Here is a 15,229-nt window from a genome sequence, read left to right as displayed (position 1 = left end):
ATGCAACACGCCGAGTACTTCAAGGACTTCCTAAAGGACGCCGTGAACATCGATGACACGCGTCTCGCCAAACTTGAGTCGCGTGTCAACGCCGTCTACAAGGCGCTCAAGGCCGACGAGGAAATCGGCAGCATCATCAAGGGCAAGTCACGACAGGGGTCCTGGGCTCAGCGCACGATCATCCGGCCCAAGTCGGGCGACGAGTTCGACGCGGACTTCCTCCTGCTGATGGACGAACAGGCTGTTTGGGAGCCAAGGTCCTATCTCAACGAGGTGTACAACGCCCTCGGTCGCCATCCCACTTACTCAAAGCAGGAACATGGTCGCAAGTGTCGCTGCGTCTGGCTCAAGTACGCGCCTGAGAACGGGGTTGGCTGCCACCTCGACATCGTCCCGCTAGTCACCCTTGCTGGCGGTCGGCGCGTCATCGTCAACCGAGACAACAACACTTGGGAACCGGTTTTTGGATCGACGAATCCGCAAGGCTTCACGGACTGGATGAAACGCCGAGACCAACTCGCCTCAGGGCAGTTCCGTCGCGTCGTTCGGCTCATGAAGTACCTGAGAAACGAGCGTGGAAGCTTCGACGGCGTCAAGTCAGTCATCTTGACGACAGTGCTCGGGCTGCAGGTCACGGATGCCAGTGCGTTGGCCCCCGGCACATATGCCAACATCCCAACGGCGCTCGTCAACATCGTCGAAGACCTCGATCGGTGGCTCCAGGCTCAGCCGAGCAAGCCCTGGCTGGCCAATCCCGCTGGTGATGGCACGAACTTCGATCACCGGTGGACAGATGCCACCTACCGGAACTTCCGAGACCGGATTCACTCGATCGCTGGAGCGATGCGAGCTGCGTACGACGAACCCAATGTCAGCAAGTCGGCCAAGGAATGGCGCGACCTCTTCGGCGACAAGTTCAACCCACCTGCCCCCTCGAAGCCAGCCTCGAAGACCTCGCTGGTGGGGCTCTCCGCAGGTGCCATGGCCTCCTCACGAGCATCGCGTTCTGGTCAAGCGGGCTGAGCACCGCTATGGCTGGATTGACCGATGCCCAACTCGCTGCCGTCGGGGATGTGAAGGAATTCACAAAGAACTCAAGCCAGATCAGATTGATCGGCGTGGGTGACTGGCGCGGAAGTGCTGCGCTCAAGCTCGAAATCGAAACTTCCGACTTCCCGCGTCATGACACTGGATTGAACGCTGAGCCAGTCGAGCGCGTGACGGTTCATGTCGCACCGAGCTATCCGAGCACCCCGCCTCGCGCAAGCGTTGAGCACCTGAGATGGGCAGGATTTCCACACGTTCTGCAAGGATCACGCCTATGCATCTACCTGGATCCCAATATTGAGTGGGATCCCATCCGAGGCATGCAGGGATTCCTCTTGCGGCTCTGGGAGTGGTTCGGTGACGCGATCGCTGGACGGTTTGATGCTGCGACGGCGCTGTATCAGGCTGTTGGTGGCGTACTGCACCGCACTCCAGGTGCTCCGACCATCGTGGCGAGCCTTCCGATGCCAGCCGAGATTACGTCTGGTGACCTCGCTCACCGCATCGGACTTCACCAGAGAACCGAAAATCGAATCGACATCGCAGCATGGGTGCCGCCCTTCGAACCCGACCTCTTACCAGGGGTTCTCGTCGTGCTACCTGAGTATCTGCCGCTGGGAGGCGGTCACTTGCTCTCCGATCTTCTAACTACAGTTCGCCACCAGGTCGACCGGAAGCATCGACGAGTGATGGAAGTTTCGATTCGCCGGGCGCTGCGAAGCCTCGGCGAAGACCAATTTCTCCATGTAGTCATCGCCGTCCCAAATCCTGCACACCGACATTGTGCGGCCCTGCACCTCATCGGGTGGAGACTCGGTGCACGCGATGCTGCCAGGGCCCTTCCCGCGGCTCGGAGCGCCGCTACTACTACGTCGAGCCGCGAAGAGCCACCTGTGGAATGGACATACGTCGATGATCAGCGTCCTGATGTCACCATGCGCCGAGACAGCGACCGGCCTGTTGCCCTATTCTCCGGTTCTAGCGTCGCGGTTTGGGGATGCGGAGCGCTTGGCTCTTGGGTGGCCGAACTGCTCGTCCGGACTGGTGCACAGCGCGTGACGCTACGAGACCCCGGTTTCGTCACACGCGGACTCCTCGTCCGGCAGAATTACACCGAGGTGGATGTTGGCCGGCCAAAAGCGGAAGCCTTGGCCGACAGGCTCAAACTGCTATCCGATCCGTGTGAAGTCATGGCTGTATCGTCGTACGCCCAAGACGGCTTGGAAGAAGATGCTACAAGTTGTGACTTTATCTTCGACACAAGCGTCAACACGTCTGTGAACGCTGCCGTCCATGAAGCCCAACGGCGAGGACAGCTCAACGTGCCAATTGTTCAGTTGGCTACCGACAATCAAACGGCAACGCTGGGAATTCTGACAATCACGCATGGCAACCCCTCGATCACCACGTTCGACCTCGACGAGGCGTTGCAAGAGAAAGTCGCGGACGACAGTTCCCTGGGGCCGTACCGAGTGCTTTGGAACCGTGACGACCATCCGCCATTCACGCCGGCTGTTGGTTGTTCTGTCCCCACGTTTCATGGTTCAGCCGCTGACGCAATGGCTGTAGCGACGATCGCACTGAATCTGGCGTCGGAAGCGCTTCGAAGGAACGTCGCCGGCGCGTATCTCTTTAGCCTTCCGTCGAACTCATTGGGCGCGCCGGCCCTAGTCGCTGTTGCAGCGAGCTCGGTGCTAGAGCCACGCTCGGACGAGAGGTGATATGCCTGCTGACGACATGGGCTGGAGTGGCTTTGCCGAAAGCGATAACATACTGATCCGTGCTTTTGGTTTGGGCCGGCTAGCGGCAGTATTTGTTGTCACGCTTACGATTAGTCTTGTTGTAGACCCTGACCGACTTAATCATTTGGGTCAGGCATCGACGTTCGCACTAGTATCGGCAGTTGCTATCGGTGCGCTAGTTCCCGTTCTTACTGCGTCAGATGCGGTCAAGACGTTCTTGTTCAAGCGTGAGCCCCAAAGGTGGGCTTGCGTGTTGGTTCTCACAACATGGGCCGGATGGTATCTCGTAGGAGACGGTTGGCTACGTGACCAACTCCGAATGACTGCGCTGCTCCTTAGCGTAAGGGTCCGCCGCGAGTTAGGTCGCGTGTTCAGTTGGGTGTGATGGTGTAGTTCCATTCGCCGTGCCAGTGGTGGGGGCGGAGGGGCAGTTGTTCCATTTGTGTGTTGGTGATCTTGATGCCGCGTTGGTACCAGCCGGGGTCGTAGGCGGCTTGCACGGTGAGTCCGGTTTGGGTGGTGGTGGAGGCGATGAGCTCGATGATCGTGGCGATGTCGGTGAGGGGTCGGCCTCGCCAGTTCATGGAGATGAAGCTGAAGAGGCGGTGTTCGATCTTGTTCCACTTGCTGGTGCCGGGCGGGTAGTGCACGATGGTGATCTCGAGGCCGGTCTCGGCGGCGAGTTGGGCGAGGAACCACTTCCAGGCGCGGGGCCGGTAGCCGTTGGAGCCGCCGGCGTCGGCGGTGATCAGCAGCCGGGTCGCGGTCGGGAACCGGTCGCGGCCCAGGGTGTTCCACCAGCGGCGGATGGACTCCACGGCGAACTCGGCGGTGTCGGCGGAGTCGCCGACGTTGACCCAGCCGGCGTTGTTGGCGACGTCGTAGACGCCGTAGGGGATGGCCTTGGCGAACTCGCCCAGCGCCCGATCAGCGAAGTCGTGCACGCTCACCCGCTGGGGTTCCCCGGCGGGCTGGCGCTCGGCGCCGCCGTTGGCGTAGGACCCGATCAGCTCTTTCTTCTTGGTGTCCACGCTGATCACCGGGTCGCCGACGGCGAGGCGCTCCGAGGCCAGCGCGTTGAGGTAGGCGAACTGGGCGTCGCGGTCGGGGTGGCCGGCTCCCTCGTTCTGCTTGGCCGGCGCCTGCAGCGAGTAGCCCATCTGGTGCAGCAGCCGGCGCACCAGCTCCGCGGACGCCTTGAAGCCCTGCCCGGCGAGCTCGCGTGCGAGCTGATAGGTCGACTTCAGCGTCCAGCGCAGCGGCGACATCGGGCTGCCCCGCGTGACCGGATGCACCAGCTCGTCGAGCGCTTCGAGCAGACCGGGCTGCTTGTCGACCGCCGGGCGGTCCCCGCCGCCCTCGGCGCGCTGACGATCCCACGGCTCGGCCCCGGCGCGCACCTCGCGCACCGCCCGCGACATCGTCGAGGTCGAGACCCCCGACGCCCCCACAACGAACGCCTGCCCGCCGCGGCCCAGCGCCTCGGCCAACGCGCCGCTCACCACACGCCGCTGACGCTCGCCCAGATGAGGCATGACGGTCTCGAAGAACACCCTCGCATCGGTCGCCGAAAGCTCCACACACCTGACACTACATCCCGCGAGTTAACGTATGGCGGCTCCTAACGACGGCTTTGTGTTTTAGGCGATTGCCCGAGGCCATTGAAGTGCTCAATGAATACTTCGAGAATGCAACGGATGGCACTGCACCGTTCAATTGGCGAGAAGTCGCCAAGATCCTCGTCAGACTAGCCCTAGGCGGTGCGGCTGTAGTCGTTTCGGTAGTGGCAATCCATTTAGTTGCTGGTAAGACTGAGCCCGGTGAGTGGTTTAGCCCGTACGCCTACTCGATTCTGGCTTTGGCAATTTCTGTTACTTACCAGATTGGTGTTGCGTTCATGCTCAGAGGCACCGTCTTTCATCTGTTCTTTCGTGAGAGGATCGTTCGTGCGGAGGACTTGAGCCGTCCTCGCCCAATATCGCTCCTGATTCGAGCATCTGTATTTCACGCGCCGCTAGCGATGGTCACTCTCTTGATTGCAGGTGATCTTTACTTGAACGGCCAAATGCCGAGGGGTGAATCGATTGTGTCCGTACTCTATTTCCTGTCGTTACTGTTTTATGGTTGCCGATACTTACATGCTGATCGTCGTGCAATTTACGATATCGCATCGGGTACGAAAGTGGTGCGAAGCTAGGCTGTCTCAGATTTCATTCTGCTCTCTTTGGCACGAATGTATGCCAGTTTCACGTTTGAGTCGACGGGCTCGTCGGAGCGCGACTGATTCAATGGGTTCGAGGATGGTGCGACGCTCAGAAGACGACGTTACATAGCTTTCGCTCATACCGAGCCGTTCGAATTACCATCGGTGTACTAGCGTCGACACCCATGACTGCAAGTAGCTACAGGCCGAAATTGATTGAGGTGGCGTTGCCGTTGGCGGCGATCAATGCCGAGGCGGCGCGAGAGAAGTCGATTCGGCATGGACACCCGTCCACGTTGCACCTGTGGTGGGCTCGGCGACCGCTTGCGGCGGCGCGGGCGGTGATCTGGGCGTCGCTGGTGGACGATCCGTCGGCCGAGGGGTACCGGAACCCAGACGGCAACATGCTGCCGACCGTGGAGGCGCAGGAGGCGGAGCGGCAGCGGTTGTTCAGGATTCTGGAGCGGTTGGTCAAGTGGGAGAATTCCAACAACCCTGAGGTGTTGGCGGCGGCCTGTGCGGAAATCGACCGGTGTTTCCCTGAGGGAGCTCCGCCGATTCTTGATCCGTTCGCCGGCGGTGGCGCGATCCCGCTCGAGGCCCAGCGGCTTGGGTTGACGGCGTTGGCAGGGGATCTGAACCCGGTCGCGGTGCTCATCAATAAGGCCATGATCGAGATCCCGCCGCGCTTTGCGCGGCTATCGCCGGTGCATCCCGACATTGACAGGAGCCTGACTACGTGGGAGCGGGCGCAGGGACTTGCAGCGGACGTGGAGGCATACGGGCGCTGGATGCGTGACGAGGCCGAGCGACGCATCGGGCATCTCTATCCGGATGCCACTGGTCCTGACGGCGAGAAGCTAACGCCGATCGCTTGGATCTGGGCTCGGACTGTGGAATCACCGGATCCCAGTTGGTCCGGTTATGTGCCGCTGGTGGCAACCTGGATTCTCTCGAAACGGAAGGGCAAGCCGACTGTGTGGATCGAGCCGATAGTCGATCGCGTCACGCAGGAGATCAACTATGAGATTCGCGAGGGCGGCGAACCTGTGTATCAGCACACGGTTGATCGGGGAGGCGGGCGGTGTATCGCATCAGGCGCGGCGATGCCATTTGCGTACATTCGCAGCGAGGGTTTGGAGGGACGGCATGGTTCACAACTGATCGCCGTAGTCGCTGAAGGTGACAGAGGCAGGCAGTATTGCTCGCCCAAACCGGTTCCCGGGGTGCCGCTGCCAAGGCCACCTGAATTGCATCTTGGAGCGATCCACAACAATCCGCGAGACTTCAAGACACCTGGTTATGGCATAACCCAATGGCAGGAGCTCTTTTCCCCGCGTCAGCTGCATGCGCTGATGACCTTCTCAGATGTGCTGACCGAGGTGGCAGTGAAGGTGCGGGAGGATGCAATTGCATCCGGTCTGGCAGATGACGGCGTGAGATTGCGCGACAAAGGTCGCGGGGCGGCGGCGTATGCCGACGCGGTCGTCACTTACTTGGCATTCGCCGTGGACAAGTGTGCCGACTACTGGTCGGCGGTATGCACGTGGCACAACAGCGGCGAGAAGATGCGCAACACATTTGGGCGGCAGGCGATCGAGATGAAGTGGGACTTCGCCGAGTGCAACCCATTCTCTACTTCGACTGGCAATTGGATGGCGATGGTGCGGTGGATCGCAAAAGCCATCGCACATGCTCCAGGGCGGCGTGCCACTGGTGCCAATGCCGTTCAGCGAGATGCGAGAGCGCTCATGCGAGAGACTGCGGGCGCAGTGCTGTCCACTGATCCGCCCTACTACGACAACATCTCCTATGCGGACCTCTCGGACTTCTTCTACGTGTGGCTTCGCCGCAATCTCTCGGATGTATGGCCAGACGAGTGCTCAACCTTGCTGACGCCGAAGGCAGAAGAGCTCATCGCCAACCGGTACCGAGCAGGATCCAAGAAGGAGGCCGAGACCCACTTCGAATCTGGCATGGCGGAGTTCATGACCGAGGTGGCCGCGAGCGAGCGCACGGACGTGCCATCCACGATTTATTACGCCTACAAGGCCACAGAATCCAAAGACGGTGAGACTCGGACGACAGGATGGGACACGTTTCTGCAGGCTGTTCTCGACGCAGGCTTGCAGGTGGCCGCTACTTGGCCCATGCGTACCGAACTGGGCAACCGGTTGCTGGCCTCAGGGTCGAACGCGCTTGCGTCATCGATCGTCCTGTCATGTCGTCCCCGGCCCAAGTCTGCGGTCATGGCCACACGTGGGCAGTTCATCGAGGCGCTTCGCGAGGAGCTTCCCGAAGCAGTGAGGGTGCTGCAGTCGGGCAACATCGCTCCGGTGGACATCGCCCAGTCCACGATTGGCCCAGGCATCAAGGTGTTCTCACGGTATGCCCGAGTTGTGGAATCTGACGGGACCTCAATGCCTGTATCGGCAGCACTGTCGATCATCAACGACATTCTGGGTGAAGTGCTCGACGGCGACGAGGCCGAACTCGACAGGGACACCCGATTCGCACTCACCTGGTTCGTTGAGCACGGGTACAACCCGGGGTCCGCCGGAGACGCGGAGAGCGTGTCCAAGGCAAAGAACACTTCGCTCGACGGCCTCTCGGAGTCGGGCATCGGCGAGGCCCGCGCAGGCAAATTCCGCCTGTTCGAGCGGTCGGAGCTGGATGCCGGCTGGTCCCCGACTGAGGATGACCGATTCACGGTGTGGGAGGCGCTGCAGTATCTCGTTGCTGCCTTGGAACGGTCTGAGTCCGAAGCGGCCGATCTGCTGCACACCTTGGGCGGCAACGGCGACCGGGCTCGCCAGCTCGCCTACTTGCTCTATCAGAAAGCTAACGACCAGGATTGGGCCGCCGAAGCCAACGCCTACAACAGCCTCATCACCGCATGGCCCAGCCTGCGCGAAGGCGCCCTCGCTGCCGCGGCCCGCTCCGCAGGGCCGTCTCAGCAGCAGCTGCTCTGATCGCTGCCAGAGCCGGCGACGGGCCAAGGTGAGCGTTCAGGTTCGCGAACCGGTGGACGTCGTCGCGCTCAGCGTCGTGTGGCCTGTCGTGGGCAAGCATCTTGTCGCCTCGGGTATTCACGTGACACCCCTCTGGTGAGATTCCCATGACGAAGTCTCCGACCGCAGAGGGGGGTCACCATGAACCGACCGCGAACTACCGCTGGTAGCGGATTTCAGAAATTGAGGGGCTGACCGTGGCTGCTGCGTTTGCCTTCCTGTTGCTGGCCCTCATCGGCGGCTGCTTTCTGTACTTGGTCATCAGCATCGCTCGGTGGCTGGGCGGGGGTCACGAGTCGACGTACATCGTGTACGTCGAAGACGACTTCGAAGTACTGGACGATCCGGATGGGGGCGAACCGCAATTCGTTCCTGACAATGTGATTCAACTGCGGCCGCCAGAGCGCCGGCCGCCGTACGTTGGCGCTCGCCTTCCGGGCTGATGTTTGTCACACCCCCCTGCTGAGATCGCGCTCGCAAGCACCCGATCTCGGAACCAGGAGACGACATGAGCCGCCGACGCACCGGACCGCAGGCAGCCGGGCCGATCTGCTTCGCGATCGCGCCGCGGGTAGGTCGCCGATGCGAAGCCACCGACGTCCATGTGGACCTGAGCGTGGCGTCCCGTGACGAACTAGCCAAGAGCGAGCTGGAGGCAGCACAGACCTGGGAAGCGTTTATCGAGATCCGCAGCAAACTGGCATCGTGCGAGCGCGACCTCGACGATGTCATGCGGGCGAACGATCAGTTTGTCAACCGCATCAGGCGGCTGCGCGGCCGAGTTGTCGAGCAGCACCACGAGAGCCGTCGAATGGGCGCCTTGCTTGCGGCCTCGAACACTGCGGCCGATTCAGCCGAACAGAACCGCGGGATCGCTGTCTACGCACTCACATCGGTCCGACGCGAACGAGATGAACTGGCCGCCGAGAACCGCCGGTTGCGCGCAGAGGCAATTGCGACCGTCTCGGAAGGTCACGACATCGGCACTGCGGGCAGCGAGGACCTGAAGCCGAGTCACACGGCCGAGACTGGTGACGCTGCCGAGCTGCGAACGCGTGTCGCGAATGCCGAACGGCGCACAGTGGCGGCTCTGCAACTTGTGCACAGCACTCCCGATGGCAACCGGGTTCGCAGTGTCGCCGCGGCTATCGCGGCCGCTCAACAACACCTGCCGACGCTCAGCATCCCCCAAGCCGTAGCCGAGAATGCTCGCAGCACGCTCGACCAGTCAGGACGTCGCGCCGCCCGAGGCAAGGCGGTGATGCGCGTGTTGCTCGCCTTTCACGCGTATGCGCTTGACGCCCATCGTGAGGGCGACTTCAAGCACTGGTGTGAGCGCCGTGGCCATGAGTACGCATGCAGCGCGAACCGCGTAGCGATGGGCGAATCAGAGTCCGTGACCAACGGGGAGAGATTCCGCAGATCTCGGCAGCTCCCGGTTGACCGAGTGCTCGATCCGTCTGGTGCACGGCTGATGCCGGCTCACGTCAAGATTGACCAAGGGCCGACGGCGCCACGGCTGCATTTCCTCGACGACACACGAGGTGAGACCGGCAAGATCCACATCGGATACATCGGCCCGCACCTGCCGACCGCCACCGATCCGACGTGAGCCATATGAGAATTGCCGCTTGCGGCAGCGCCGCGCGTGCTACACGAGAGCAGCCCGTCGAACGACGATCACGGCGGGGGTCTGCGAACGCACCGGCATTCGCGTCACAACGTTGTGACGCCATGCACGCGAGCCCATGCCGGGCCTCGAAAAGGGAGACAAGGATGGACCACTGCCAATCACGTGCGACGCCGGCGGCGGCGGCGTCGCACGCACGCATCGGGGAGTGTGACTGATGGCTCGAAAGCGGCGAACCCCCCAGGGCCGAGTCACCCCCAAGGGCACCCGCCCCGAGGATGTGCCCCGGCGTCGGGAAATCGAATCCGCAACACAACTACATCTGCGCATGCTCAGCGAAGACGCTCTGCGTTTCTCTGAAGAGTTGAGCGACATTGACGACGCCGATGTGCATGTGTCTCGCTTGATCGGCTGTGGCATCGCCACGGACTGGTATCGCGATGGCGTCAGCGCCGGGGCCGCATTGGCGCATGCGAGATCCAACCCAGGGCCAGCTGGCGCAGTCATTGCGGCGGCGCTCGCCTCCTACGGGCCCCATGGCATTCGGGACCAGGCTCGTGGCGTGCTCGATCGCCATGTCGCCGACGGGGTCGCGGTGCCTGAGTGGGCAACGAAGCTGGGTATGGCTGAACCGGTGCGCGCCGTGAAGATCCGAGATGAATGGGACGAGCACTGGCAGTTGTTCATCGAGTACGCCCGCCCCGACGGATCGCGACACGAGCTGTCGTTCGGCGTGCATCCGTTCTGCCTCGGCGTGCTCTACGGCTTCTCTTTGCAGTCGGCGATCGCGGACAAAGACCGGAATCTTGAACCAGGTCATTCGCTCGAGGAACTCAGCTTGGCGCACGCGAGGGCGATTCTCGAGCCCGGCCTTGAGCAGTTCGACCAGGCGCTGCGCGATCTAGCGGCGAGCGAAGGATGGGATGGCGACTGCGACGATGCCGACTGGGACGATGCCGAAATGCGCTCACTCGTCGGCCAGCGGATGCAACTGCTGCCGGCCGGCGCTGAAGACGATGATGTCGGCAGTGCCGATGCTGACCTCGACATCTCGGGCATCGTCGAATTCGTAGCTCAGCCGCTTGCATTGGGCGAGCACGTACACGAACTCCGTGATCTCATGAGGTCCGTGGCAGCTTTCTCGCAGGTGTGCAGGGACCGCGACGTATACCACTGGACGCCGCTGAGAGTCGAGACGTTCGTGGCACTGTGGCTGCCTTCGCATGGCTGGCTGTGTGACGAGTGCCAAGAGACGCATGAACACCCGCCCTACGAAGAGTGGTTCTCCACGGTCGAGTCGGCGTTTCCGCGCTGGTTGCGCTTTGTCGCGCAGCGCCACCACAGCAGCGAAGAGTGGCTCGAAGCAAATTTGGCTGCAGCCCGCTCGTCCCTGCGGATGATGCGGCTCCAAGCCACAGGATCTCTTGGGCGCCTCCGAGTTGGTGCTGGCGCAGCCGGTTGAGGAGACCCGCCCGAATTCAGCCGAATCTTGCCTCGGCGGCTTCCGCCGTCATGTCAAGCAGTTCGCCGATGCGGCCCCAGGATGATCCGGCGCTTCGTGCATCGGCGACCAGCGCGCGGATCCGGTCGTGATCGGGGTTCCCCGTGGCCGCGGCGCGCTGCGCCGCGCACATCAGCCAATAGTCGGCGGCCGGGTACGCGGGATACTGCGACAGATCGACCGATTCGAAATAGTCGGCGAGAGCTTCGCTTTGCGCCAGTGTCTCTTCGACAGTCCACGTGCGGGTGGTCGATGTCATGGCAGTTGCTCCAGATACTTGCGACGGGTTGTCATCGCATGGAACACGACATCGCAACTCACATCGGGATGGTACCGAACGCCGATCTCGAGTGGCGAACCGTCCCGTCGTGGCCCTGTCAGCATGAAGGCGTCTCCATCGATGTAGTGAAGCCCGGTTGCGTTGCGGTAGGCGTGAAGGATGTCGGCAACAGGAGCGCCGTGGCGACGTTGTATTGAGACGGTGCGTGATGTCGCACCGCAGTGGAATGATTGGATAGCGGCGCAAGTCGCTGGTCGTCAGGAGGAGCGCAACCGATGGTGATGGCGAACGCTGAGCGGGTATCGAAGGCGCTCGACCTGCTGGGCGACGGACTTCGGCCGAAGTGTGAGCAGACCTGGCAGGGGTTCTACGGCGACGACTGGCTCGCAGCACTCCGGCGCCAGATGCACGACCGCGACCAGAACTCGTCCACGACCGATATTGCTTTCATGCTTCGCGGCATGAAGGCCACTTGGAACGAGATCTTCGGGCACGGCTTCTCGGCGACGATCCGATCGCTCGTGTTCGAGGTGGCTGATGCCCGTAACAACTGGGCGCACAAGCAGCAATTCACTACCGACGACACCGCGCGGGCACTCGACTCCATGGAGCGATTGCTTGAGGCGTTCGGAAACAGCGACGAGCGGCAGAAGATTCGCGGGCTGCGTCGCGATCTCATGCGGCAGATGTTCGACGAGGAATCACGCGCCGAGCGGCGCCGCACTGCCGCCAAGCCCACTGAGGGGCAGCCGCTGGCCGGCCTGACGCCATGGCGAGAGATCATCACACCTCACGCCGACGTGGCGACGGGTCGCTTCAATCAAGCGGAATTCGCTGCTGACCTGTACGAGGTCTCCCAGGGACGCGCCGACGACGAGTACCAAGACCCCGAGGACTTCTTCGCCCGGACCTACCTCACCGCCGGGTTACGGGACTTGCTGGTCGGGGCGACCCGTCGACTCTCCGGCGGCGATGGCGACCCGGTCATCGAGCTGCAAACCAATTTCGGCGGCGGCAAGACCCACAGCATGATCGCTCTGTACCACCTCGCCTCCGGTATTCCTGCGACGAGGTTGCCGGGCGTCTCGGAGATGCTGGCCGAAGCCGAGCTCGAGCTGCCTGCCCAGGTCAACCGGGCCGTGCTCGTGGGACAGGTCATGTCGGTGTCCCAGCCCAAGCAGGTCAGCCCCGGAACGGCGTTGAACACCATGTGGGGACACCTCGCCTACCAGCTGGGAGGGCAGGAGGGCTACGAACTGGTCCGCACTGATGACGAGGCCGGTACCAACCCGGGCGAGTCGCTGCGTGAGCTGTTTCGGCGCTATGGCCCTGCAGTTGTGCTCATCGATGAGTGGGTGGCGTATGCACGTCAGCTGCCCGATGCCGGGTCCGAAGGTCGCAGGGTTGCGGCGGGCGACTTCGACACGCAGTTCACCTTCGCCCAGGCGCTAACCGAGGCAGCGGCGGCAGCGGACAACGTCGTGGTGCTCATCACGATCCCGGCATCTGACATCGAGACTGGCGGGCCGCGAGGACTCACGGCGCTGGAACGCCTGAAGAACGTCGTAGCCCGCACTGCGACTCAGTGGCAGCCGGCTACGGCAGACGAGTCGTTCGAGATCGTGCGAAGGCGGCTCTTCGACCCCATTGCTCCCGACAAGGCACGGGTGCGCGACGGCGTCATCCGCGCCTTCTGCGAGATGTACCGCGATGCGGCGGGCGATTTCCCCTCAGGCACTGGCGAGGCTGACTACCGGCGCCGGATGGAGCTTTCATATCCGATTCACCCTGAGCTGTTCGATCGGCTCTTCGAGGACTGGTCGGCGTTGGACAAGTTCCAGCGCACCCGTGGCGTGCTGCGGCTCATGGCAACCGCCATCTCCCAACTGTGGCAGCGCGGCGACCAATCGCTGCTGATCATGCCCGGCAATCTGCCCATGGACTCAGGCACGGTGGCCAGCGAGCTGAAGAAGTACCTCGAGGAGGGCTGGGATCCGGTCATCAAATCCGACGTGGACGGCCCCAACGCGTTGCCGCTGCGCATCGACAGCGACTTCCCCCACTTCGGCCGGCTGTCGGCGACCCGCCGTGCAGCCCGCACCGTGTACATGGGCTCGGCCCCCCGTCCCGAGGGCAAGAAGGGCGTCGACGTCAAGTCGGTCGTACTGGGGTGCGTGCAGCCGGGCGAGCCCGTGGGGCAGTTCGCCGACGCGCTGCGGCGCCTGTCGGACCGGGCCACACACCTCTACCTCGATGGCTCGCAGTACTGGTACTCGCTGGTCCCCAACGTCACACGCATCGCAGGGGATCGAGCGGCCTCGAACTTCAGCGACCTTGACGCTGACGACGAGGTGCGGACCCGGATTGCCGGCCAGCGTGACCGGGGCGATTTCGTTGCGATGCATCCGTTCGCAGCGGGACCGGGCGATGTGCCCGACAACGACGACGGTACGCACCTGGTCGTTCTGGCACCCGATGCGACTCACTCTGCGGGTGATGAGAACTCGCCCGCAGTGAAGCTGGCGGCGCGCATTCTTGCCCAGCGCGACGCAGGTCCGAGGCTGAACCAGAACCTGCTGGTGTTCGTGGCGGCCGCGGCGAACCGGCTGGCTGAGCTGCGTGTTGCTGCCCGCTCGTTCTTGGCGTGGCAGTCGATCGTCGACGGTCACGAATCGCTGGATCTCACAGCGCAGCAGAAGCGCCAAGCCGACAGCAAGCTCGCAGATGTCTCCAAACAGGTGGACAGCCTGATTGCCGAGACGTTCACTCAGGTGCTCGTTCCGTCCCGCGCACCGGGTACGGCTGAGGTCGTCTGGCAGACGACGAAGGCATCCACCGCCGGTGACCTTGGCGAGCGGGTCAGCCGCAAGCTGGCCAGCGAGGAGAAGCTGATTGCCCGCTACGCCGGTGTGCGCATCCGCATGGATATCGACCGTTCCAACTTGTGGTCTGAGCGAGGCGACATCGCTGTCGGGGAACTGTGGGACGCCTATGCGCGCTTCCCGTACATGCCCCGCTTGAAGTCTCGGGAGGTCCTTGAGAGCGCCGTCAGCGACGGTGCCGCCAATCTCAACTGGCAACAAGAGACGTTCGCCTATGCCGAGGCGCACGACGGCAACAACTGGGTCGATCTCCGCACCGCTGAGCACGTTGACCCGACAGTCGGTGGCCTGATCATCCATCCCGACTATGTGCCGCAGGTCGTGGAACTCGAAGCACAGGCGATCAGGGCGAACATCGGGCTAATTGCCCCGGTTCTCGATGCCCGAATCAGGGTCGAATCTGCGGAGGGGGAGGCCGACACGGACGATGTTCCCGAGGGCCGATCAGCCACCCGAACCCAGTTCTACGCTCACTTTCAGCTCGATCCGGTCCGTGGCATCAAGCAGCTGGGCGACATCCTCGACCACATCGCCGCACACCTCGGCCCCAACCTTGAACTAGCGCTTGAGGTCCGCGCAGAAAATGCCGACGGGTACAACGACGCCACTCGTAGAACCGTCAGCGAGAACGCCCAAAATCTCAACGCCCAAGCCGCCGAGTTCGAGTAGGGGCATCGAGCGGCTCTGGCTCGGGCATCAGACGGATTTCAATCGACATCAGCTGAGCATGCGGCTGAAGTGGTTCAACCGGGGCTTGCAACCGGGGCTTGCTATTCTTGCCCGTAGAAGTCGTCGGCGTCATTGTCGCTCTGGGAGATGCTGCTCATGGCTAGGAAAGTGCAATCAAGCCCAAAGAAGACGCCTCGGCCACAGCCAAAAAGGCCAGTAGCGCCTCCGCGACCGACGCGCCCCAATCCGGGTGTGTCGGAGAAG

Annotated in this window: 10 protein-coding genes; 8 read left to right on the top strand and 2 right to left on the bottom strand. The window is 62.6% G+C overall.

The window, feature by feature from the left end:
* Positions 1-1,023 carry an SMODS domain-containing nucleotidyltransferase gene (locus tag ACOOHB_RS06930; protein ID WP_420444067.1) on the top strand — a complete coding sequence of 341 codons (1,023 nt, stop codon included), beginning with the start codon at positions 1-3 and terminating at the stop codon, positions 1,021-1,023.
* 8 nt (positions 1,024-1,031) lie between these two features.
* On the top strand, positions 1,032-2,768 hold the full coding sequence (locus tag ACOOHB_RS06925) for a ThiF family adenylyltransferase (protein WP_420444066.1): 1,737 nt from the start codon (positions 1,032-1,034) through the stop codon (positions 2,766-2,768).
* A gap of 392 nt (positions 2,769-3,160) precedes the next feature.
* On the opposite strand, the gene ACOOHB_RS06920 is transcribed toward ACOOHB_RS06925, so the two are convergent.
* Positions 3,161-4,324, bottom strand: coding sequence for an ISAzo13 family transposase (locus tag ACOOHB_RS06920; RefSeq protein ID WP_420444677.1), 1,164 nt, complete (start codon positions 4,322-4,324; stop codon positions 3,161-3,163).
* 113 nt (positions 4,325-4,437) lie between these two features.
* On the opposite strand from ACOOHB_RS06920, the gene ACOOHB_RS06915 reads away from it, so the two are divergent.
* The 5 genes from ACOOHB_RS06915 to ACOOHB_RS06895 all read left to right on the top strand — a co-directional run bounded on the left by ACOOHB_RS06915 (position 4,438) and on the right by ACOOHB_RS06895 (position 11,095).
* A complete protein-coding gene (locus tag ACOOHB_RS06915; RefSeq protein ID WP_420444065.1) occupies positions 4,438-4,986 on the top strand; it encodes a hypothetical protein in 549 nt (182 codons plus the stop codon).
* Positions 4,987-5,177: 191 nt separating this feature from the next.
* A complete protein-coding gene (locus tag ACOOHB_RS06910) occupies positions 5,178-7,964 on the top strand; it encodes a DUF1156 domain-containing protein (RefSeq protein WP_420444064.1) in 2,787 nt (928 codons plus the stop codon).
* Between the two features lie 236 nt (positions 7,965-8,200).
* Positions 8,201-8,446 (top strand): hypothetical protein, encoded by a 246-nt coding sequence (locus ACOOHB_RS06905; protein ID WP_420444063.1) that lies wholly within the window; start codon positions 8,201-8,203, stop codon positions 8,444-8,446.
* 65 nt (positions 8,447-8,511) lie between these two features.
* Positions 8,512-9,615, top strand: coding sequence for a hypothetical protein (locus tag ACOOHB_RS06900; protein WP_420444062.1), 1,104 nt, complete (start codon positions 8,512-8,514; stop codon positions 9,613-9,615).
* A gap of 235 nt (positions 9,616-9,850) precedes the next feature.
* A complete protein-coding gene (locus ACOOHB_RS06895) occupies positions 9,851-11,095 on the top strand; it encodes a hypothetical protein (RefSeq protein WP_420444061.1) in 1,245 nt (414 codons plus the stop codon).
* Between the two features lie 16 nt (positions 11,096-11,111).
* On the opposite strand, the gene ACOOHB_RS06890 is transcribed toward ACOOHB_RS06895, so the two are convergent.
* A complete protein-coding gene (locus ACOOHB_RS06890; RefSeq protein ID WP_420444060.1) occupies positions 11,112-11,393 on the bottom strand; it encodes a hypothetical protein in 282 nt (93 codons plus the stop codon).
* Positions 11,394-11,689: 296 nt separating this feature from the next.
* Between ACOOHB_RS06890 and ACOOHB_RS06885 the strand changes: the two genes are divergently transcribed.
* Positions 11,690-14,965: a DUF499 domain-containing protein gene (locus ACOOHB_RS06885; RefSeq protein ID WP_420444059.1), complete on the top strand. Its 3,276-nt coding sequence runs from the start codon at positions 11,690-11,692 to the stop codon at positions 14,963-14,965.
* Positions 14,966-15,229: the final 264 nt, after the last annotated feature.

It is taken from the genome of Candidatus Poriferisodalis sp. (assembly GCF_965215815.1).
Classification (GTDB): domain Bacteria; phylum Actinomycetota; class Acidimicrobiia; order Acidimicrobiales; family Poriferisodalaceae; genus Poriferisodalis.
Note: the sequence above shows the minus strand (reverse complement) of the source record. Positions and strands in the feature narration are given on the sequence as shown.